This window comes from Streptomyces sp. NPDC001373 (assembly GCF_042895815.1).
Classification (GTDB): Bacteria; Actinomycetota; Actinomycetes; order Streptomycetales; family Streptomycetaceae; genus Streptomyces.
This window is the reverse complement of sequence record NZ_JBIAWQ010000003.1, coordinates 536,950-555,991: the sequence shown is the minus strand read 5'-3', so window position 1 is coordinate 555,991 and position 19,042 is coordinate 536,950. Positions and strand designations below refer to the sequence as shown.

Genomic DNA, 19,042 nt, shown 5'->3' with positions numbered 1-19,042 from the left:
GCCGGAAGGGTTCACCGCCGCACGACGCCCGGCACGGCACCTCGCCGCGTCGTCGGGCCACGCGAGTACGTCCGGTAGGCGCCGCGGCCCTCCGCCTTGCGACGCACCGCACCGGACACCGCGAACCGGCAAACCCTTCCGGTCATCGCACTAGGGTGTGGCCGGCACGCCGTCGGCCGGGTGGGGCACGGCGGAGCGGACGGCGGGGCGGGCGCGGGAGCCGAGGCCGCGGGGCAGGTCGCCGCGGCCCCGGACGTCGAGCTTGCGGTAGACGTTGGTCAGGTGCATCTCCACCGTCCGCGGGGTGATGAACAGGGCCTCCGCGATCTTCTTGTTGCTGTGGCCGCGCTGGGCCAGGGTGGCGATCCGGCGCTCGCTGGGGGTCAGCGAGTCCACGGGGGCCGTGGCCAGCTGCGGCATCCGTCCGCCCGCGGTCACCAGCGCTTCGCGGGCGGTGGCGGTCAGCGCATGGGAGCCGCAGCGGGTGGCGAGTTCGATGGCCTGGCGCAAGTGCCCGCGCGCCGCCCGGGCGTCACCGAGCGCGAGCAGCTCGCGGCCCAGCCGGTACTCGGCCCTGGCCAGTTCCAGCCGGGCCGGCGAGGCGGCCAGGGTCTCCACCGCCTCGGCCAGCAGCTCCGTCCGGTCCCGGCCCCCGACGACGGAGGCCGCCGCGACCAGACCCAGCCCCAGGGCGCGCGGGGTACCCCAGCTGCGGGTCCGCTCCAGGGCCTCCCCGACGAGCCCGGCGGCCTCGGCGCCCCGGCCCAGGCGGCCCAGCGTGGTGGCGGTCGGCAGCCACCAGGGGGCGAGGACCGGGTTGGCGATGCCCGCCTCCTCCTGGCTGCGCCCGCACCGCCGCCACAGGTCGAGCGCCCCTTCGAGGTCGCCCCGCTCCCGGCGGACCTCCCCGGAGGTGTACAGGAAGAGGTGTCGTTCCCAGACGCTGCGGTCCAGGTGACGCGCGGTGCGGGCGAGTCCGTCGAGCACGGCGCCGGCCCGGGCGCCCTCCCCCTGGGAGAGCAGGACGGAGCTCAGTGCGAGGTGGGCGAGGGGCGGCGCCCCTGCCGGGCCGGTGACCTCGGTCGCGGCGCGGGCGTCCCGCGCCGCGGCGGCGACGTCGCCGACGCCGTGCAGGATCAGGGAACGGCCGGCGAGCGCGGCACGCCGGGGCCACAGCGGGGGGTGTTCCCGGGCCGGCGACAGCGCCCGGTCCAGGGCGGCGAGGGCCTCGTCCACGCAGTCGGCGAGCGCGAGGACGGCGGAGGAGCAGAACACCCCCCAGCCGGCGGTTCCGGGTTCGTCGGCGCGCAGGGCCTGGCGGGCGAGGGCGGCGGCCCGGTCCGCCGATCCGCCGTCCAGGGCGGCGAAGGCGCTGAGCGCCGCGAGCAGGCGCCGGTCGGCCGGACCGTGCCCCGTCGGTACGGGCAGGGCGGCGGCCCGGGCGCGTGCGGCGGGCAGCGCCGTCCGGTCGTTGACGGCGGTGGCCAGCAGGGCGGATTCGACGGTCGTGCGCAGGTCCCGGTCGGCGGGGCCGGCGCCGTCGGCCGCGGCGCCGGCCAGGCCGTCCAGCACCCGCTCCAGTAACCGCAGGCCTTCGGGGGCCCGGCGGGTGCCAAGCGCCATCATGGCGTACTGCACGGCCACGGGGGCCTGTCCGCGCGCGTCGGGGGTGAGGGCCAGGGCCCTGCGCAGGTGCCAGAGTGCGTGGGCGGGGGTGACGACGGTACGGCTGGCGGCGCGGGCCAGTTCCACGTGCAGGCCGCCGCGTTCGGCGTCGGTGAGGGCGCGGCCCGCCTCGCCGCGCAGCCAGCGGCCGGCGGCCCTGACGGTCGCCCGGGTGGGGGCCTCGGCGGCGGCGTCGCGCAGGACGGCGAACATCCACGGTTCGTCGATCCGGTCCAGCGGGGCGAGCTGTTCGGCGACCTCCGGGGCGGGCCGGCCGGCGTCGCTGAGGACCCGGGCGGCCCGGATCCGCAGGTCCCGCAGGTCGGGTCCGGGCAGGCCGGCGAGGACCCCGGCGCGGACGCGCTCGCGCATGTGCGGCGGGGAGCCCGGCACCACGGCCTCGATCCGGCGCAGCGCCGTCAGCGCGGATTCCACGGCCCGGACGTCCAGTCCGCAGAGCGCCGCGAGCAGGTCGGGGGCGGCCCGGCCGAGGACGGCGAGTGCGGTGGCCACCTGCCGGGCGCGGGACGGGCCGGCGGCCAGCAGCTCGGGGACCCGTGAGGCCAGCACGCACTGGTGGACGGCGTCCAGCCGGTGCACGGCGTCCTCGACGGGCGGGATGCCGAGGGCGTGCAGGGCGGTGAGCAGCCGGTCCAGGAGCAGCGGGTTGCCGGCGGTGAGCTCGGCGCAGCGCCGGACGAACGGCTCGTCCGCCGGCCCGCCGTGGATCCGGGCCGCCAGGTGCGCGATGGCGGTGTCGGTGAGCGGGGAGGGTTCCAGCAGGGTGCAGCGGCCCCGGGCGAGGAACCCGGCGAGTACGGGGGTTCCGGGGCCGGGGGCGTCGGTGCGCTGCGCGAGGACCAGGAGCAGGGGCCGGGCGGCGGCGTGGCGCAGGATGAACTCGGCCGAGCGCAGGGAGGTTTCGTCGCACCACTGCGCGTCGTCGACCACCAGGGCCAGGGGGCCGGCGGCGAGCATGTCCAGGGCCCGGTGGTGGACGTCCCGGTCGTGGTGGAGGTCGCGGGGCGGGGCCGCGGGGGGCGGGGACCCGGGCCCGGGCGGCAGCAGGGTGTCCACCGCGCGGGTACGGGGCGGGCCGTCCTGCCGGCCGGCGGTGCGGCGCACGGCCCAGCCGTCGGCCTCCAGGTGCCGCCGCGCGAGGGTCAGCAGGCGGGTCCTGCCGATTCCGGCGGGGCCCCTGACGAGGACGGCCCGCGCGGTGCCCGTACGGGCCTCGGCGGCCTGGCGCAGCAAGGTTTCGAGTTCAGGGGTGGGGACGTCCGGGGTCGGCACCGGTCCCCGCGCCATTCCAGCGGTGAACACCACTGCATTTCCCTCTTCCTTCGTGGAACCGCCTCTGGTCATCCGGCGATACGACGCCGGAATGTCCCTGCGTGACCAAGATCGTAAGGGATGTGCCACGGGAATTTACGGACGATCCGCTCAATTTGAGCCAGAATGGACTGGACCTTGGCCGAGGCACACGCCACCGCGAGCCGCCCGTCGGCGGAGAACCGCACGGATTTCGGCCTTTCCTTGCACCCGAATTCCCTTATCCGCGCGGCGTGCAGGGCGCGGGGCAGGGAACCACCGGAACGGTTCAGCCGATATCCGGCCATCAATTCCGCTTTCCCCGGGCTGGGTTATCGTGCCGGGACAGGAGTTGGCCGCCGAACCCACCGGAGTGTTGCGTGCTGTCCCACCTGGAGCCGTCCTGCCCGCCGCCGGGCTGGCCGCCCGCCCCCTGGCCGGGGCCCCGCTCCCGGCCGGCCGGGGACTCGCTGGACCTGTGGCTGTTCCACGTCCCGGACTCCGGGCTGCGCTCCGTGGTCCTCGACCGGTCCCCGCTGGACGCGCAGGAGCGTGCCCGGGTCTCCGCCTTCGTGTTCCCCCTGGACCGGAGCCGCTACGTGGCCGCGCACCTCGCGCTGCGCCGGGTGCTCTGCGCGTACGAGGGCGTCGCTCCCGCGGAGTTGCGCTTCGTGCGCCGGTCGTGCCCCTGCTGCGGCGGACCCCACGGGCGCCCGGCCGTGGACGGCTCCGGCGCGCCGCACTTCTCGCTGTCCCACACGGGCGGACTGATCCTGATCGGGGTGGCCGGGCGGCCGGTCGGCGTGGACGTGGAGGCACTGCCGGCTCCGCACCGGGCGACCACCGTGGCCGAGGCCCTGCATCCCGCCGAACAGCGGGCGATCCACGCCGCGCAGCCCGCCCTGCGGCCCGCCGTCTTCGCCCGGCTGTGGGCCCGCAAGGAGGCCTACCTCAAGGGGCTCGGCACGGGGGTGGGCCGCAGCCCGAACCTGGACTACCTGGGCGACCCCGGCATCGGGGCGCCCGCCCGGCCGTCCGGGTGGACCGTCCGGGACGTGCCGGTGGGGCCGGAGCACGCGGCGGCCGTGGCCCTGGAAAGGGCGCCGGGCACCGACCCCGGGATCACGCTCCGCACGCACTACCTCGGGGTCCTGGACGAAGCCGCCGCCGACGCCCTGTCCGGCCGCTGACCCCCGCCCGCCGGAGGTCCGGGGCCGCACCGGCGGGACGGCCCACCGGATCATGCCTCGCGCACAGCGGGCACCCGGCGGCGTCCGGGAAACGCACGGCCGCCGGGCCGCCCCGTCAAGGCCGGCGTCAGTGGAAGCAGAGGCAGAAGGGGTGACCGGCCGGGTCCGCGTAGACCCGCCAGTTGGCGTCCGCGCGGATCTGGTCCGTCCGTTCCAGTACGGTCGCGCCGAGGGCGAGCGCCCGCTTCTCCTCCCCGTCGAGGTCGTCGACGTCGAAGTCGAGGTGGATCTGCTGCGGGCGCTGCCGGCCGGGCCATTCGGGCGGCTGGTGGCCGTCCACGCGCTGGAAGGCCAGCGGCGTTCCCTCGAACCCGTCCACCACGACCCAGTCGGGATCGTCCGGGTCGACGACCACCCGGCCGCCGAGCAGACCCGCGTAGAACTCCGCCAGCGACACCGGATCGGCACAGTCCAGCGCAACCGCCTGCAGCTTTCGAATCACTTCCGACACCCTGTCCCTCGGACGCTCCCGCGATCACCCGTACCCGGGGGTCGTACCCACCTCCGCGGCCCCCATGCACGGCGGAACACTGTTCCCCGCGCGGCCGTCCCCGCGCGGCGTCCGGGCGCGGCGTCCGGGCGGACGACGACCGGCGGAATCCGCATCGCGCCGGCCGCGGGACGAGCGGCCGTCAGGTACGGGCGGTGGCAGGTCCCGGCCCGGCCGGGGCCAGGACGGCGGCCGCCAGGTGCTCGCGGAACCAACGATGCCCCAGGTCGGCCGAGTTGCGGGGGTGCCAGGCCATCCCCAGGTCCAGGGGTTCCAGGTCCAGGGGGACGGGGAAGGTCCGCAGGCCCATGGCCGCGACCGTGTCGGGGAGCCAGCCGGCCAGGCTGAGCGCGACGAGGTCGCTGTCCCGGGCGAGCATCATCGCACTCGTGTGACTGGGTACGACGACCGCGGTCCGGCGGCGCAGCCCGAGCTCCGCCAGGGCGCTGTCGATGGGCCCGAGGCGTTTGCCGAGCCGGGAGATGCCGATGTGGTCGGCCTCGGCGAAACGGCGGGCGTCGACCGGCCCGTCGAAGAGGGGATGACCGCTGCGGGCGATCCCGACCAGCGGCATCCGGGCGAGCGGCCGGGTCCGGATCTCCGGGTCCAGGTGTCCGAGGACCCCCAGCTCCACGTCCACCCACCCCTGCCGCAACCCGGGACCGCCCTCCACCGCCTCCGGCAGGAAGACCACGTCCACCTGCGGGGCCTCCGCGTGGATCCGTGCTCCATCAGGCTCCCGGCCAGCCCCACCAGCAGCAGGTCGGCGGCCTGCACGGTGAAGGTGCGCCGCAGGTGCACGGCGTCGAACCCTGCCCCCGACGGCCGGCTCGGCTACGTGTCCTGCGTCGTCTCCTCCACCGTCGACGTCATCGACCTGGAAACCCTGGAACGCCTGGCCCGGCTGGACATCGCCAGACTCGCCGAACCCGGCGCCCACGGCCTGGCGTACGTCTCCCGCCCCGCGTAACCGGCGGGAGCCGGCGGGACCGGGGGCGGTGGCGGAGACGGCCACCCGGTCAGGCGGAGCAGGCCGCCGCGACGACCTCGCGGACCGACCAGCCTGCACAGAGGCTGGGCGCGTTCCGCTCCCGCAGGCCGTCGAAGAGACCGGCCAGGCGGCGGTGTTCCGCGGCTGTGGCCGCCTTGAGCGCGGGCCGCCCGTCTTGAGGGTTCGTCACGTTTCGCATGTGCCCCACCCTGGTGGCGGCCGGCGCCCGTGGCCAAGAGAGAGTCCTGCTGCCGTCCAGCACCAGGGGTTACGGCCCGGCGCGGCCACCGCTCCCGGCGGGCGACTGCATCCTTCGGCCTACCGCGTTTTCGGCCCTGCGGAGGACGATCCCGCGGCGCCGCCGTAGGAGGGTTGGTCCGTGCGAACAACCATCGGATACACCGTCGAAAGCATCGGGTACGTCGTAGGGGCCCAGGGGCTGATCAGCTTCGTTTCACAGGCCTTCTTCGGCACGGAGTGGGGCTGGCTCCACAAGGTCGTCGACCTTCCGTCCGGCGCCTACCTCGGCATCGCCGTCGTGGGGCTGGCGCTCGTCCTCGGCGGAGTGCGGACGCGGAAGGCGCCCGGGCGCCGAGAGGCCGCCTGACCGGCGGGCCTTCCGGCCCGTGAGGGGGCCGACTCACCCGGCATCCGCCCGGCGGTCCGGGCACGGCACCCGGGGCCGGACGCGGACCGTCCCGCGCGGGAGGACGGAACAGAAGCTCCAGCTGTAGAGGACGCAGCCCGTGTGCACCGCAGACGCCGCGCGCCGGGCAACGCCCTGCAGGACCGCCAGTAGATCATCATCGGTCATGTCGTCCCCGTCCTCGGACCAGAGCCGGGTGGCCCAGCGGCCTGCGCGCTCTTCGAGTTCGGCGGAGCTCGCGCCGGCCAGCGCTCGGGTCCGCGGCGGGGCCTCGGCCGAGGGCTCCGGACGGCGAAGCCGCACGCCTGGTCGCGCCGGCAGCCTGACCGCGGCCGACGAAGGGCATCCCTGGACGGGAGGGGTTCTGCTTCCCCGGGCCGAGGCGGACACGGCGGTGGGGCCCGCACCGTACGGTGCGGGCCCCACCCACGCCTCATCGCGGGCCGGCCGCGGCTACCAGCGGTACCAGCGCCCGCCGCCGGTCCTCGGCCGGGCGACGAACCCGAGGAGCCAGATCACCAGCACGGCGATCGCCACCCACCAGAGGACCTTCAGTGCGAAGCCGGCTCCGAACAGGACCAGGGCGAGCAGAAGAACGAGGAGCAGGGGAACCATGGTCATCACCTCCGCGCCCTCGCATGCCCCCGGAACTCCCGAGCATGCACGCCGAGGCCGAAGACCCCCTCGGTGCGGGCCCCGACCCCGGGCAGCCGCTCCCCCCGGTACTCTGCCCGGGCCCCCGCCACCGCGCGGCCGGACCCCCGGCCGTATCCCCCCCAAGCGGGGGATACGGCGGCCGGTGGAGGGCGGGCACCGGCGCGTCGGGCGGGCGGCCGGACGGGGGGCCGGTAGTCGAAGGGGGTGCAGGCACGGCGGCGGGGCTCCGAGGCCGTGGGGCTGCGAAGGCGCGACGCCCTGGAGGACCCCGATGACGGCTCTGGACCCCTCGCTCCCCCCGGAGACGGCGCAACGGACCGGACACCGCGTCCGGCAGGGATCCGCGGTGCTGCGCTGGCTGTCGACCACCGACCACAAGGTGATCGGCAACCTCTACCTGGTGACGGCCTTCTGCTTCTTCCTCTTCGCCGGGGCGCTGGCCCTGGTGATGCGGGCCGAGCTGGCCCGCCCGGGGCTGCAGATCGTCTCGAACCAGCAGTACAACGAGCTGTTCACCGTCCACGCGACGATCATGATGCTGCTGTTCGCGACACCGACCTTCACCGGGTTCGCCAACGCGCTGATGCCGTTGCAGATCGGCGCCCCGGACGTCGCGTTCCCCCGGATGAACGCCTTCACCTACTGGGTCTACCTGTTCGGCGGCCTGATGGTGGTCTCGGGGTTCCTGACCTCCGACGGGGCGGCGGCCTTCGGCTGGTTCGCGTACGCGCCGCTCAACGGCGCCGTGTACTCACCCGGGACGGGACCCGACCTGTGGGCGATGGGGCTCGCCGTGGCGGGACTCAGCACCATCCTCGGCGCGGTCAACTTCATCACCACCATCGTGTGCCTGCGCGCTCCGGGCATGACCCTGTTCCGGATGCCGATCTTCACCTGGAACGTGCTGTTCACGTCCATCCTGGCCCTGCTGGCCTTCCCGGTGTTCACAGCGGCCCTGCTGGCCCTGGAGGCCGACCGCAAGTTCGGCGCGCACGTCTTCGACGCGGCGAACGGCGGCGCGCTGCTGTGGCAGCACCTGTTCTGGTTCTTCGGCCATCCGGAGGTCTACATCGTGGCCCTTCCGTTCTTCGGGGTGGTCAGCGAGATCGTGCCCGTCTTCAGCCGCAAGCCCATGTTCGGCTACGTGTCCCTGATCGGGGCGACCATCGCCATCACCGGCCTGTCCGCGACCGTGTGGGCGCACCACATGTTCGCGACGGGGGCCGTCCTGCTGCCGTTCTTCTCCCTGCTGTCGTTCCTGATCGCCGTGCCGACGGGAGTGAAGTTCTTCAACTGGATCGGCACGATGTGGAACGGCTCGCTCTCCTTCGAGATGCCGATGCTGTGGTCAGTCGGCTTCCTCGTCACCTTCCTGCTGGGCGGTCTGACCGGGGTGCTGATCGCCTCGCCGCCGCTGGACTTCCACCTGACCGACAGCTACTTCGTCGTCGCCCACCTCCACTACGTCCTCTTCGGCACGATCGTCTTCGCCACCTTCGGCGGCCTCTACTTCTGGTGGCCCAAGCTGACCGGCCGGATGCTGGACGAGCGTCTGGGCCGACTGCACTTCTGGACCCTCTTCCCCGGCTTCCAGCTGACCTTCCTGGTCCAGCACTGGCTGGGCGAGCAGGGCATGCCGCGCCGGTACGCGGACTACCTGGCCTCCGACGGGTTCACCCTCCTCAACACCGTCTCCACCATCGGCGCCTTCCTGCTGGGCCTGTCCACGCTGCCGTTCCTCTACAACGTCTGGAAGACCCGGCGCACGGGCGAGCGGGTGACGGTCGACGACCCCTGGGGCTGGGGCCGCTCCCTGGAATGGGCGACGAGCTGCCCGCCTCCCCGCCACAACTTCCACACCGTGCCGCGGATCCGCTCGGAGTCCCCGGCCTTCGACCTGCACCACCCGGAGGTGGCCGGTGAAGGGTGAGGCCTGGCTGTTCACGGGAACGGCCCTGTTCTTCGGGGCCACCACCGTCGTCTACCGCTGGTTCTCCGACGACCCCGCGGGCAGCTCCGCGCTGTGCGTGTCCTTCGTGATGTCCGGCCTGGTCGCCGCCTTCCTGTGGCGGCAGTACCGGCGGGGCGGGGAGCGGCCCGAGGACCGCGGGGACGCCGAGGTGCTGGAGGCCTCCGGCCGCCGGACCTTCTTCCCCGACCGGAGCTACTTCCCCGTCCTGACGGCCGCCGGCGCCGCCCTGTCGGCACTGGGCGTGGTCCAGGGGCTGTGGCTGTTCCTGATCGGCTTCGGGGTGCTGGTGCCGGGGGTCCTCGGCTTCGCCTTCCAGAACCTCGGCCATCCGGAGTAGCGCCCCGGTTCCGGGTGGCCCTACGAGGACTTCGCCGCGGCCCCCTCCGGGCGGTCCGGGCCGGCCGTCACCTCGGCGATCTCCCTGCGCTGCTCGGGGGTCGCCGGGTAGGGGACCTGGTCGCGGTAGTACCAGGAGCTGACGGCCGCCCGCATCCGCCCCAGCAGCCGGCGGGGCAGGGAGCGGGTCGGGTCGCGGTCGTCCTCCAGGGGGCGGGGCCGCTCCCCCACGAGCATCCTGTACCGCCGCCCGTCCGGCAGGGCCTGGCGCTCGGGGTGGAAGCCGCCCTCGACGCCCTGGCGCACCAGGCCCGTCTCCCCGCCCTCGGTCAGCAGTTCGCGTTCCCGGTCCTGCAGGGCCAGGCAGAGCCGCCGGGTGAGCCAGAAGACGCCCGCCGGCACGGCGAAGAACGCCGCGCGCAGGGTCCACGTCAACGCCGGCAGGGGCACGGCGAAGACGTACGCGAGGATGTCCTGGGCTCCCGCCAGCAGCAGTACGGCGTACCAGGCGAGGGCCGCGGCGCCGAAGGCCGTGCGGACGGGGCGGTCGCGGGGGCGGTCGCACAGGTGCCGCTCGCCGCGGTCGCCGGTGATCCAGCGTTCGAAGAAGGGGTAGGCGTAGAGCGCGGTGAAGAGCGCGCCGGGCAGCAGGACGGCCGCCACGAAGGGGTTCCACGCCACCGTGTGCCCCCACAGCCGGGTCTCGACCCCGGGCATCAGCCGCAGCGAGCCCTCCAGGAAGCCGATGTACCAGTCCGGCTGGGAGCCCGTGGAGACCAGGTCGGGGCGGTAGGGGCCGTACACCCAGACGGGATTGACCTGCGCGACGGCCGCGAGGGCGGCGAGCAGGCCGAAGACGAGGAGGAACAGCCCGCCCGACTTGGCCAGGTACTGGGGGAAGAAGGGCAGGCCGACGGCATTGCGGCCGGTCCGGCCGGGCCCCGGCCAGTGGGTGTGCTTGAGGTGGACGACCAGCAGCAGGTGCGCGGTGACCAGGCCCAGCAGCAGTCCGGGGACCAGCAGGATGTGCACGGGGTAGAGGCGGGGGACGATGTCCGCACCGGGGTACTCCCCGCCGAAGGCGAAGAGGGCCAGGTACGTACCGACCACCGGGACCGACAGCGCGATGCCCTGGGCGATGCGCAGCCCGGTGCCGGACAGCAGGTCGTCGGGGAGGGAGTAGCCGGCGAAACCCTCCAGCGTGGCCAGGGCGAACAGGGTCACGCCGATGGTCCAGTTGAGCTCGCGGGGGCGGCGGAAGGCTCCGGTGAGGAAGACGCGCAGCAGGTGCGCCCCGATGGCGGCGAGGAAGACGATCGCCGCCCAGTGGTGGATCTGCCGGATCAGGAGGCCGCCGCGCACGTCGAAGCTGATGCGGAGGGTGGAGAGGTAGGCCTGGGACATCCGCACGCCGCGCAGCGGCGCGTACGAGCCGCGGTACACGCTCTCGCTCATCGAGGGGTCGAAGAAGAAGGACAGGTACACGCCGGTCAGCAGCAGGACGACGAAGCTGTAGAGCGCGAGCTCGCCGAGCAGGAACGACCAGTGGTCCGGGAAGACCTTGCGCAGCGTGCCGCGGGCGATCTCGGCCAGCGGCAGCCGCGCGTCCAGGGCCTCGGCGCCGCGCGAAGCCTTCCGTGTGCTCCGCTGGGAAACCGGCACCGGCGTGCCCCTCCTGTTGTCGCGCGCGTACGCCGGATTACGCTACCGAATCCCGCCAGAGCGGGGCAGAACAGACACGACACCTATCAGGGTGCGAGCCGGACGCCCCCCGACGAGCGGACCACCGTCCCGAGCGAGACGGGGCGGCGGGTGCGGGACAGAGGCGAGGACCGGCTCCGGCGCGCGGCGCACGAGCAGGAGCCGGTCCGGCTCCGGAGGCAGGGGCAGGGGCAGGAGCAGGGGCAGGAGCGGGGCCGGAGCCGGGCACGGTGCACGCCGGCTGCACCCCGGAGCAGCGTCTGGCCGCCCGGGAGATGCACACGCGCCTCGGGTCGCGCCTGTCGGCCCGGCCGGCTCCGCCCGGGCCCCGGGCGGGCTGAGCGAAGACGGCGGCCGCCGGTGCATCCGCCGGGCGGCGCAGGACGGAAGGCACTGCGTCAGTTGCCCTGCCCTGTCGGCACCGCCCCGCGCGTGGCCGCGGGCCGACCGCCGGGAGTGGCCCATGGCCGTCGCCGTCGTCCTGTTCACGTCCGACCTGCGGGTGCACGACCATCCGCCGCTGCGAGCCGCGCTGGAGGGCGGCCGGGAGATCGTGCCGCTGTTCGTGCGCGACCCGGCCGTGGACCGGGCCGGCTTCGCCGCGCCCAACCGGCTGGCCTTCCTCGCGGACTGCCTCACCGACCTCGACGCGTCCTTGCGCAGCCGGGGCGGCCGACTCGTCGTGCGCACGGGCGAGACGGCGGCGCAGGTCTGCCGGGTGGCACGCGAGGCGGAGGCCGCCGAGGTGCACACGGCGGCCGGGTACACGGCGTTCGCCCGGGCCCGGGAGACCCGGCTGCGGCGCGCCCTGGAGGCGCAGGGCTGCCGTCTGCTGGTCCACGACGGGGTGAACACCGTGGTGCCTCCCGGCGCCCTCACGCCCCAGGGCTCCGACCACTTCGCCGTCTTCACCCCGTACTTCCGGCGCTGGAGCACCGAACCGCTGCGCACCCCGTGGCCCGCTCCCCCGGTGCTGCGGTTCCCGTCCCTGCCACGGTCGGAGGACGTACCGACGCGTTCGGGGCAGGCCGGCCTGTCGCCGGGGCTGGCCGCCGGCGGCGAGCGGGAGGGGCGCGGGCTCCTGCGGTCCTGGCTGTCGCAGCACGCCGGGGAGTACGAGGAGCGGCACGACGACCTCGCGGGGGACGCCACCTCCCGCCTCTCGGCCCACCTGCACTTCGGAACGGTGTCGGCGGGCGAGGCGGTGTACCGCGCGCACGGGCACGGAGGCGCCGGCGCCGCGGCGTTCATCCGCCAGCTGTGCTGGCGGGACTTCCACCAGCAGGTGCTCGCGGCCCGCCCCGGCTGCGCCGGCCAGGAGTACCGCACCCGCGACGACCGCTGGCGGCGGGGCCGGGAGGCCGAGGAGGACCTGCGGGCCTGGAAGGAGGGCAGGACGGGCTACCCGGTGGTCGACGCCGCCATGCGGCAGCTCGCCCAGGAGGGGTGGATGCACAACCGCGGCCGGCTGATCGCCGCCTCGTTCCTGGCCAAGACGCTCTACGTCGACTGGCGCGAGGGCGCCCGCCACTTCCTGGGGCTGCTGGTGGACGGCGATGTGGCCAACAACCAGCTCAACTGGCAGTGGGTGGCCGGTACCGGAACGGACACCCGGCCCAACCGGGTCCTCAACCCGGTGCTGCAGGGCCGCCGCTACGACCCGGACGGCGCGTACGTCCGGCGCTGGGTCCCCGAACTCGCCGGACTCGACGGCGCGGCGGTCCACGAGCCCTGGCGCCTCACCGGACTCGAACGGGCTGCGTACGACTACCCGGATCCCGTGATCGCGCTCCCGGACGGACTGGCCCGGTTCCGGCACGCCCGCGGGATCCACTGATCCGGACCCGTCGAAGCAGGGATTCGATGCGTAACCGATGCGAGTTGATACGACCGCCATGGTCCCGGGAGGCTGACCTCATCGCGTCCACCGGCTCCGGAGGCACGTCCTTCCGCGCGCGGGGGACCCCCGCTCCGGCGGACGCGACCCACCGCGGACCGGAGGAGGAGACGTCATGGCGGTACCGACGGCTCACACCGGGAGCGCCGTCCGCCCGGCCCGCCCGGCGGGCGCCCCGGGGGACGAGGCGGTCTCCGACGAGGCGATCGCCGCGCTGCTGGTCCAGGACGACGAACGATGGCTGCCCCTCGCCCACCAGCGCTGGAGCCGCCTGGTCCACGCCCATGCCCACCGCGCCCTGGGCGACTGGCGCGAGGCGGAGGACGTCGCCCAGCTGGTGTTCGTCGCGGCGTGGCGCGGGCGGTCCGGGTTCCGCCCGGACCGCGGCACCCTGCCGGCGTGGCTCCTGGGGATCACCCGCCGCAAGACGGCGGACGCGCTGGCCGCGCGGACCCGGCGCCTGGACGTGATGGCCGCCGCGACCGCCCTCCCCCTCCCGGACGACCCGGACGCGGCCCCCGAGCGGGCGGTCGACCGGATCGTGGTCGCCCGGGAGCTCTCCCTGCTCCCCCGGCTCCAGCGCGAGGTGCTGGCCCTCGCCTACTACGCCGACCTCACCCAGGTCCAGATCGCCGACCGCACCGGGATGCCGCTCGGCACCGTCAAGAGCCACGCCCGCAGGGGCATGCGCAGGCTCAGGCTCCGCGCGGCCTCCGCCGCCGGGGAATCCGGGACCGGCACCGGACCCGTCCCGGCGGCCCGCGGCGCCGCATAGTCCGACGTACACCGGGCCCGGCCGGAAGCGTTCCCCGGGCCCCACGACACCAGGGGGTGGAGAGATGGGAGCGACCCGGCATCGCGGTGGTGGGAGCCGGAGTGTCCGCCGGATCGTGGAACGCCACATAGGGCGGACCGCCCGGGGTATGCCGCCTACCAGGCCCGCACCAGCGGATTCCTTCCCCGCCCTCCGCGCCGGGCGACGAGCGGCGGCGGCAGCGCGCGGCCGGGCCGGCCGGCGGACTGACCTCAGGGATGTGACGGCGCGCCGGCGCCGGGCGCCGGCCCGTCGGCCTCGCCCGCCGGACCGGCCCCCGCGTAGAGCGCGGCGATGACGTCCAGGGCCTCCCGCAGCCCGTGGGGACGCACCATGCCCGCGGTCGGGGCCCGCACGGGCCAGCCGGGGCCGGCGAGCAGGACCAGGGGCGCGGTCCGCGCCCCCTTGAGGCCGAAGGCCGTGGCCGCCATGTGCCGGGCCAGGGCGGTGTCCGCGGTCGAGCGGGACTGCGACCAGAGCACGACCGCCGCCGGACCCGACCGGCACACCGCCGCGCGCAGCGCCGCCGCGGGCACGGCCGCGCCGAACATCCGCGTCGGCAGCCCCCGCTCGGCGAGCCCGGCCGCCAGGGCCTCCAGCGGCAGGGTGTGCTGCTCCCCGGGCAGGCAGGCCAGCAGTACGGGGGCCGCGCCGCTGGCCGAGGCGCGGGGCGCGGTGACCGCGGCCCGCCTCAGCGCGGTCGACACGTGCCAGGACAGCAGGTGTTCCACCTCGACGTAGCGGTTGTCGGTGGATTCCCATTTGCGGCCCACGGCGTGGAGGGTCGGCACCATCACCTCGTCCCAGGCGGTCACCAGCCCGTGGGTGCCCAGCGCCTGCTGCAGCAGGGCCTCCATGGCGGGCCCGTCGAGCCGCACGGCCGCGCGCGCCAGTCCCCGGCATTCCTGGCGGACCTCGCCGAGGGGCAGGCCGTTGCCCGAGCCGGGCCGACGGGCCCGGCTCGTGCTTCCCGGCGCCTCCGCGCCCCGTGGCTGCGGCGGCGTGCGCGGCGGGTCGGGGCAGACGTCCCCGTCGGGCCTTCGGCGCACGGCCAGCGCGGCGCGGGCCGCCTCGGCGGGCGGTATGCCCGACGAGGTGAGCCGGCACATCTCCTCCAGCATGGCGACGTCCTCGGGCCTCCACCGCCGGTGCCGGCCGTCCTCGCGCACCGCGGGCCCGATCCCGTACCGCTGCTCCCAGGAACGCACGGTGGTCGGCGAGACTCCCAGGCGCCGTGCCACGGCACCCGTCGAGACACCGAGGGCCGCTCCGGACATGCGCCCATCCTACGATGCGCGATCGATGCGAGTCAGGGAGCGGCCCGACCCGGGGCCCCCGTCCGCCGGAGCCGCGCGGGGGTGCGTCCGGGTGAAGGGCCCCGCCACCGCCGCCGGGCGAGGGGGTCAGCCCGCGGCGCCCGCCGGTGCTTCCAGGCCCCGGGCGGTGATCAGCTGGGCGGTGCCGTCGGCGAGGCGGTAGGAGAGGCCCACCACTGCCACCTCGCCGGTCTCCACCCGCTCGGCGAGCAGGCGGGAGCGGTCCAGCAGCAGATCGACCGTGTGCCGTATGTGCTCGGCGATGAAGTCGCCGTCCTCGCTGTAGCCGGCGGCCCGGGCGGCCAGCACGCTCGGGGTCACGCGCTCGATCACGTCCCGTACGAAACCGCCGGCGGTGGCGCCCTCCTCCACCGCCGCCCGCGTCGCCGCGACCGCGCCGCAGGCGTCGTGGCCGAGGACCACGACGAGCGGGCAGCCCAGCACGCTCACGCCGTACTCGATGCTGCCGAGGACCTCCGTGCCCACGACGTGGCCCGCGGTACGCACCACGAAGAGGTCGCCCAGGCCCCGGTCGAAGATGATCTCGGCGGCCAGCCGGGAGTCGGCGCAGCCGAAGAGGACGGCGAAGGGCGTCTGCGCGGGCGCGATCTCCGCACGCCGGGCCGCGTCCTGGTTGGGGTGCACGGGCGTACCGGCGACGAAGCGCTCGTTGCCGGCCAGGAGTGTCGCCAGGGTCTCCTGGACATTCATTCGATCAGCGGTCATGGCCGCAGACTACGCGGAATCGGGGGGCCCAGCCGTGTGAGGAAGATCCCCCCGGCGGGGGCAGGGCCCTGCCGGCCGGTCCGCCGGGCCCGGGGGTGCGGCGGACCGGTCGACGGGCCGGGACCGTCAGCTGTCGGAGCGGAAGGCCCCGTGGACGCGGAGGTCGCCGTTGACGGAGACCTGACCGTCGTTGGTGTGCACCACCCAGGCGCCTCCACCGCGGACGGACAGGTGCGCGTTGGCGTTCACCTTGCCGTGGAAGGCCGACTCCCCCTGGACGCGCAGGTCGCTGTTGAGGGAGACCTTGTCGTCGTCGGTGTGCATGACCCAGCCGCCCGGGCCACGGACCGACAGGTGGCCGTTGGCGTTCACCCTCCCCTCGAAGAGGGCCTGCCCGCTCACGGCGAGGCCGGCCACGGCGGAGAGGGCTCCGCCGACCGCGAGGTCGCTGCGGGCCTCGACCCGGCCGTGGACGACCAGCCGCGGGGGCCCGTCCTGGGTCTCCAGCACGCCGGAGACGGCCAGACCGCCCTGGAGGGTCAGCCGATCCTTGACGAGCGGCCCTGCACCCACTTGGTGTTGACGCCGTCCAGGTCCGCCCCGTCGGCGGCGACGGTGGGCAGGCTCAGGGTGACGGGGTACTTCTGCGCCAGGACACCGCTCGCGGCCCGCTCCGTCACGTGCGGCAGGACCAGGCCCGGCGTGGCGGAGACGGGGAAGCCGTCCGGCACCAGGGCCATGGAGCCGGCTGCCTGGAAGTACGTGTTGGGCCGGGCGGTCACGGTGAGGGTCCCGGTGCTGTCGTCCCAGACGACGCTCGGGTCCTCCCCCGGCCTCGTCGCGGTGTTCTGCTCGACCCGTATGCCGACCGTCTTCGGGTCGACGGTCAGGTCGCCGTCCAGCGCGCTCGGGCCGCCGCGGGTCACCGGCCCCCGGTCAGGGCCTGCGGCATGGTGTGCAGGAGTTCGAGTCGGCGTTGCACGGCTTCCGTCGCGCCCGGCCGCCGTCCCGGGACCCGGCGGCGCAGGCCGACCAGGCGCGGTCCGAGTTCCCGGGCCCGCGCCGCGTCGCGCACGGACTGCCACTGGTGGTGGGCCCGGTCCACGGCGGCCTCCACGTCCGGGTCGTCCGGGGCCTGCCGACGGGTGAGACGTGCGTCGACCGCCGCCATCCACAGCTCGCAGCTGCCGGCCGCGTCGCCCGCGAGGCGGGCAAGGTCGGCCCGCACTTCCAGCCACTGGACCGCCTGCGCGGAGCCACGGCCGTGGCTCTGCACCGCCCAGCCCTCCCACCGCGCGGCGAGCGACGCCGCCTGGTCGTGGTGGCCCGCGCGTGCGGCGGCGAGGATCGCGGGGAGCGGGTCGCCGGTCGTCTCCGCGTCGGCCTGCGCCCTGCGCGCCAGAACCGGGGCGGACAGGGCCTCAGCGGTGAGGAACAGCGCCCCGGGGTCGGCCACTTGGGCAGCGGCCTTCGCGTGGAGCTCGGCCAGCGGCGGTGTCAGACCGCTCCGCCAGATGCTCGCCACGGCCTGGAGGTAGGCGGGCTCCGTGACCCGCCGGCGGCGCGGCGGTGGGGCGACGCGGCCGTAGACCGGGATTCCGTGGCCGAGGGTGAGGCCCTCCGCGCCGATCCGCTGCCAGGCGTCGGCTGTCGTGACCAGGTCGACGAGGAGGGTCGTGCTGCCCGGACGGCGCGGCTTGAGCTCGCTCGCCAGCCAGGCCCACGGAAGTCCCGTGTAGCGCAGGGTGGACGGGGTCGTCCGGGCGAGGGCCATGTGGATCGCGCCCTGCCTGGTGTCGAGCTCGAGCTGGCCCGCGAGGAGCAGGGTGAGGGGGCCCGGGGTGGCCGCCGCGGCACGGATGCGGGTGAGGACGGTCTGCTGATCGGTCGGATCGGCCAGCTCCACGATGGTCCCGGCGGCCGTGCGCATCAGGGAACTGGGCGGGCAGGCCGCCAGCGTGGACAGGACACGGGTCGCGTCGATCAGTCGGCCCTTGCCCGACGGGGCGGCCGCCAGGAGCAACGCGGTCCCGGGTGCATTCGTCTCGCCTGTGCTCACACCAGCACGGTACGCCCTCAGGGGCAGCACCGAGGCATATGAAGATGATCACATGGGATGCCGGGGTCGCCACCGCGTCGCACCTTTCGTACGACCGGCGCGTCCAGGCTCCCGGGCAGGGAGACGGGCGGGGCGGTGCGACGGGCCCGGACGGCCTGGCGGGGCGCCGCCCGTGACAGCCCTGTGACCGGAATTGTGGCTTCGGTCACGGCCCGGCGTCCGCGCCCCTGCTGGAGTGGCCCGATGCGCAAAACCACTCGCCTTCTGCCGGCCCTCGCCTCGGTCCTGCTCCTCACGGCCTGCGGGACCCAACGGGCGGGCGCCCCCGGGACGTCCGTCACCGCCCCGTCGGCGGACGGTGTACGGATCACGTCCGTGACCGCCCCCTCCGGCGCTCCCGCCTCCGCCTCGGCCGGGACGTCCGTCCACGCCGGCCCCCTGCCGGCCCGCGACTCCGGGATCTCGGCCGCCTACGAAGTCACCAACGGCGGTACCCAGACGCTGACCTACACGGTCCTCTTCGACTTCACCACGGACGCCGGGGAGGTCATGGGCAACACCCGCGAGACCATACGCGCGGTCGGCCCCGGGGCGACCGTGCGCGGCACGGTCCGGCCGGCCCCGGGCCCGGGATCGTCCCGGGCGACCCGGGTCAAGGTCTCCCAGGTGACCAAGGTCCCCGCCGCCGAGGCACCGCCCGCGGCCGGGGAGTGTCCTCCTTCCGGCATCCGCGTCACCACGGACGACGGCGACGCCGCGATGGGGCTGCGCGTGGTGGGCCTGCACCTGGAGAACTGCGGGAAAAGCGACTACCCGCTCGACGGCTACCCGATGCTGGAACTGCTGGACGAGGACCGTGCCCCCGTCCCCGGCATCCGGATCGTGCAGGGGAGCGGCGGCATCACCACCGGCACCGGGTTCGACGACCCGGCCCGCCCCCTGGTCCTGAAGCCGGGCGAGAGCGCCGTATCGGGCCTCATGTGGCGCAACACCACCGAATCCGGGGACCCCGTGAACGTCCCCTACGTCAGAGTGCGGGCCCGGGAGGGCGCCGATCCGGTGACGGTGACGCCCCGGCTCGATCTCGGCACCACCGGCAGACTCGCCGTCCGCGCCTGGACGCTCCCGCCGAAGTAGGACGGCACGACCGGTACCCGGTCCGGAACCTGAGTGTCAGCTTCAATGTCAGTGCCGGGTGGCACCCTGGGCGC

At 75.1% G+C, this 19,042-nt stretch carries 19 protein-coding genes; 8 read left to right on the top strand and 11 right to left on the bottom strand.

Translation table 11 applies throughout. The annotated features are described in order from the left end of the window. Positions 1-150: 150 nt before the first annotated feature. Positions 151-2,988 carry a LuxR C-terminal-related transcriptional regulator gene (locus ACFY15_RS10895; protein WP_390690863.1) on the bottom strand — a complete coding sequence of 946 codons (2,838 nt, stop codon included), beginning with the start codon at positions 2,986-2,988 and terminating at the stop codon, positions 151-153. A 368-nt stretch (positions 2,989-3,356) separates the two neighbouring features. Here ACFY15_RS10895 and ACFY15_RS10890 point away from each other — a divergent pair, with 368 nt between their 5' ends. Then, positions 3,357-4,166, top strand: a complete 810-nt coding sequence (locus tag ACFY15_RS10890) for a 4'-phosphopantetheinyl transferase family protein (RefSeq protein WP_390690864.1) — start codon at positions 3,357-3,359, stop codon at positions 4,164-4,166. 127 nt (positions 4,167-4,293) lie between these two features. On the opposite strand, the gene ACFY15_RS10885 is transcribed toward ACFY15_RS10890, so the two are convergent. Together ACFY15_RS10885 and ACFY15_RS10880 are read right to left on the bottom strand one after the other, a co-directional pair. After that, on the bottom strand, positions 4,294-4,668 hold the full coding sequence (locus ACFY15_RS10885) for a VOC family protein (protein ID WP_390690865.1): 375 nt from the start codon (positions 4,666-4,668) through the stop codon (positions 4,294-4,296). Positions 4,669-4,858: 190 nt separating this feature from the next. After that, the gene (locus tag ACFY15_RS10880; RefSeq protein WP_390690866.1) at positions 4,859-5,416 is read right to left on the bottom strand and encodes a LysR substrate-binding domain-containing protein; all 558 of its coding nucleotides are present in this window, start codon (positions 5,414-5,416) and stop codon (positions 4,859-4,861) included. 15 nt (positions 5,417-5,431) lie between these two features. Here ACFY15_RS10880 and ACFY15_RS10875 point away from each other — a divergent pair, with 15 nt between their 5' ends. Beyond that, complete coding sequence (locus ACFY15_RS10875) at positions 5,432-5,686, top strand: hypothetical protein (protein ID WP_390690867.1); 255 nt, start codon at positions 5,432-5,434, stop codon at positions 5,684-5,686. Between the two features lie 49 nt (positions 5,687-5,735). Here ACFY15_RS10875 and ACFY15_RS10870 read toward each other — a convergent pair whose 3' ends face one another. Beyond that, the gene (locus ACFY15_RS10870; protein WP_390690868.1) at positions 5,736-5,906 is read right to left on the bottom strand and encodes a hypothetical protein; all 171 of its coding nucleotides are present in this window, start codon (positions 5,904-5,906) and stop codon (positions 5,736-5,738) included. A 180-nt stretch (positions 5,907-6,086) separates the two neighbouring features. On the opposite strand from ACFY15_RS10870, the gene ACFY15_RS10865 reads away from it, so the two are divergent. Further along, positions 6,087-6,314, top strand: coding sequence for a hypothetical protein (locus tag ACFY15_RS10865; protein WP_390690869.1), 228 nt, complete (start codon positions 6,087-6,089; stop codon positions 6,312-6,314). Between the two features lie 492 nt (positions 6,315-6,806). Here the strand turns inward: ACFY15_RS10865 and ACFY15_RS10860 are convergent, their stop codons facing one another. Beyond that, entirely contained in the window at positions 6,807-6,968 is a 162-nt protein-coding gene (locus ACFY15_RS10860; RefSeq protein WP_042813696.1) for a hypothetical protein, read from the bottom strand. A gap of 313 nt (positions 6,969-7,281) precedes the next feature. Here ACFY15_RS10860 and ctaD point away from each other — a divergent pair, with 313 nt between their 5' ends. Together ctaD and ACFY15_RS10850 are read left to right on the top strand one after the other, a co-directional pair. Then, a complete protein-coding gene (gene ctaD, locus ACFY15_RS10855) occupies positions 7,282-8,940 on the top strand; it encodes a cytochrome c oxidase subunit I (protein ID WP_390690870.1) in 1,659 nt (552 codons plus the stop codon). Next, positions 8,930-9,319, top strand: a complete 390-nt coding sequence (locus ACFY15_RS10850; RefSeq protein WP_390690871.1) for a cytochrome c oxidase subunit 4 — start codon at positions 8,930-8,932, stop codon at positions 9,317-9,319. Before ctaD ends, ACFY15_RS10850 begins: the two co-directional genes overlap by 11 nt. 20 nt (positions 9,320-9,339) lie before the next feature. On the opposite strand, the gene ACFY15_RS10845 is transcribed toward ACFY15_RS10850, so the two are convergent. Further along, positions 9,340-10,980 (bottom strand): cytochrome bc complex cytochrome b subunit, encoded by a 1,641-nt coding sequence (locus ACFY15_RS10845; protein ID WP_390690872.1) that lies wholly within the window; start codon positions 10,978-10,980, stop codon positions 9,340-9,342. 502 nt (positions 10,981-11,482) lie between these two features. Here ACFY15_RS10845 and ACFY15_RS10840 point away from each other — a divergent pair. Beyond that, positions 11,483-12,856: a cryptochrome/photolyase family protein gene (locus ACFY15_RS10840; RefSeq protein ID WP_390690873.1), complete on the top strand. Its 1,374-nt coding sequence runs from the start codon at positions 11,483-11,485 to the stop codon at positions 12,854-12,856. 175 nt (positions 12,857-13,031) lie between these two features. Continuing rightward, the gene (locus ACFY15_RS10835) at positions 13,032-13,691 is read left to right on the top strand and encodes an RNA polymerase sigma factor (RefSeq protein WP_390690874.1); all 660 of its coding nucleotides are present in this window, start codon (positions 13,032-13,034) and stop codon (positions 13,689-13,691) included. A 251-nt stretch (positions 13,692-13,942) separates the two neighbouring features. Here the strand turns inward: ACFY15_RS10835 and ACFY15_RS10830 are convergent, their stop codons facing one another. The 5 genes from ACFY15_RS10830 to ACFY15_RS10810 form a co-directional block, all read right to left on the bottom strand. Then, positions 13,943-15,007 carry a MerR family transcriptional regulator gene (locus tag ACFY15_RS10830; RefSeq protein WP_390825368.1) on the bottom strand — a complete coding sequence of 355 codons (1,065 nt, stop codon included), beginning with the start codon at positions 15,005-15,007 and terminating at the stop codon, positions 13,943-13,945. Between the two features lie 126 nt (positions 15,008-15,133). Continuing rightward, positions 15,134-15,772, bottom strand: coding sequence for a carbonic anhydrase (locus ACFY15_RS10825; RefSeq protein ID WP_390690876.1), 639 nt, complete (start codon positions 15,770-15,772; stop codon positions 15,134-15,136). A 126-nt stretch (positions 15,773-15,898) separates the two neighbouring features. After that, positions 15,899-16,345 carry a hypothetical protein gene (locus tag ACFY15_RS10820; protein WP_390690877.1) on the bottom strand — a complete coding sequence of 149 codons (447 nt, stop codon included), beginning with the start codon at positions 16,343-16,345 and terminating at the stop codon, positions 15,899-15,901. After that, positions 16,312-16,698, bottom strand: a complete 387-nt coding sequence (locus ACFY15_RS10815; RefSeq protein WP_390690878.1) for a hypothetical protein — start codon at positions 16,696-16,698, stop codon at positions 16,312-16,314. Before ACFY15_RS10815 ends, ACFY15_RS10820 begins: the two co-directional genes overlap by 34 nt. Further along, complete coding sequence (locus tag ACFY15_RS10810; RefSeq protein ID WP_390690879.1) at positions 16,695-17,831, bottom strand: hypothetical protein; 1,137 nt, start codon at positions 17,829-17,831, stop codon at positions 16,695-16,697. The genes ACFY15_RS10815 and ACFY15_RS10810 overlap by 4 nt, the downstream gene beginning before the upstream one ends. Before the next feature lie 243 nt (positions 17,832-18,074). Between ACFY15_RS10810 and ACFY15_RS10805 the strand changes: the two genes are divergently transcribed. Further along, entirely contained in the window at positions 18,075-18,968 is an 894-nt protein-coding gene (locus tag ACFY15_RS10805; RefSeq protein WP_390690880.1) for a DUF4232 domain-containing protein, read from the top strand. Positions 18,969-19,042: the final 74 nt, after the last annotated feature.

Coding starts and splice junctions, on each gene's coding strand:
- ACFY15_RS10870 (WP_390690868.1), bottom strand. CDS start 5,906: ATGCGAAACGTGACGAACCCTCAAGACGGGCGGCCCGCGCTCAAGGCG.
- ACFY15_RS10860 (WP_042813696.1), bottom strand. CDS start 6,968: ATGGTTCCCCTGCTCCTCGTTCTTCTGCTCGCCCTGGTCCTGTTCGGA.
- ctaD (WP_390690870.1), top strand. CDS start 7,282: ATGACGGCTCTGGACCCCTCGCTCCCCCCGGAGACGGCGCAACGGACC.
- ACFY15_RS10840 (WP_390690873.1), top strand. CDS start 11,483: ATGGCCGTCGCCGTCGTCCTGTTCACGTCCGACCTGCGGGTGCACGAC.
- ACFY15_RS10835 (WP_390690874.1), top strand. CDS start 13,032: ATGGCGGTACCGACGGCTCACACCGGGAGCGCCGTCCGCCCGGCCCGC.
- ACFY15_RS10830 (WP_390825368.1), bottom strand. CDS start 15,007: ATGTCCGGAGCGGCCCTCGGTGTCTCGACGGGTGCCGTGGCACGGCGC.
- ACFY15_RS10825 (WP_390690876.1), bottom strand. CDS start 15,772: ATGACCGCTGATCGAATGAATGTCCAGGAGACCCTGGCGACACTCCTG.
- ACFY15_RS10805 (WP_390690880.1), top strand. CDS start 18,075: ATGCGCAAAACCACTCGCCTTCTGCCGGCCCTCGCCTCGGTCCTGCTC.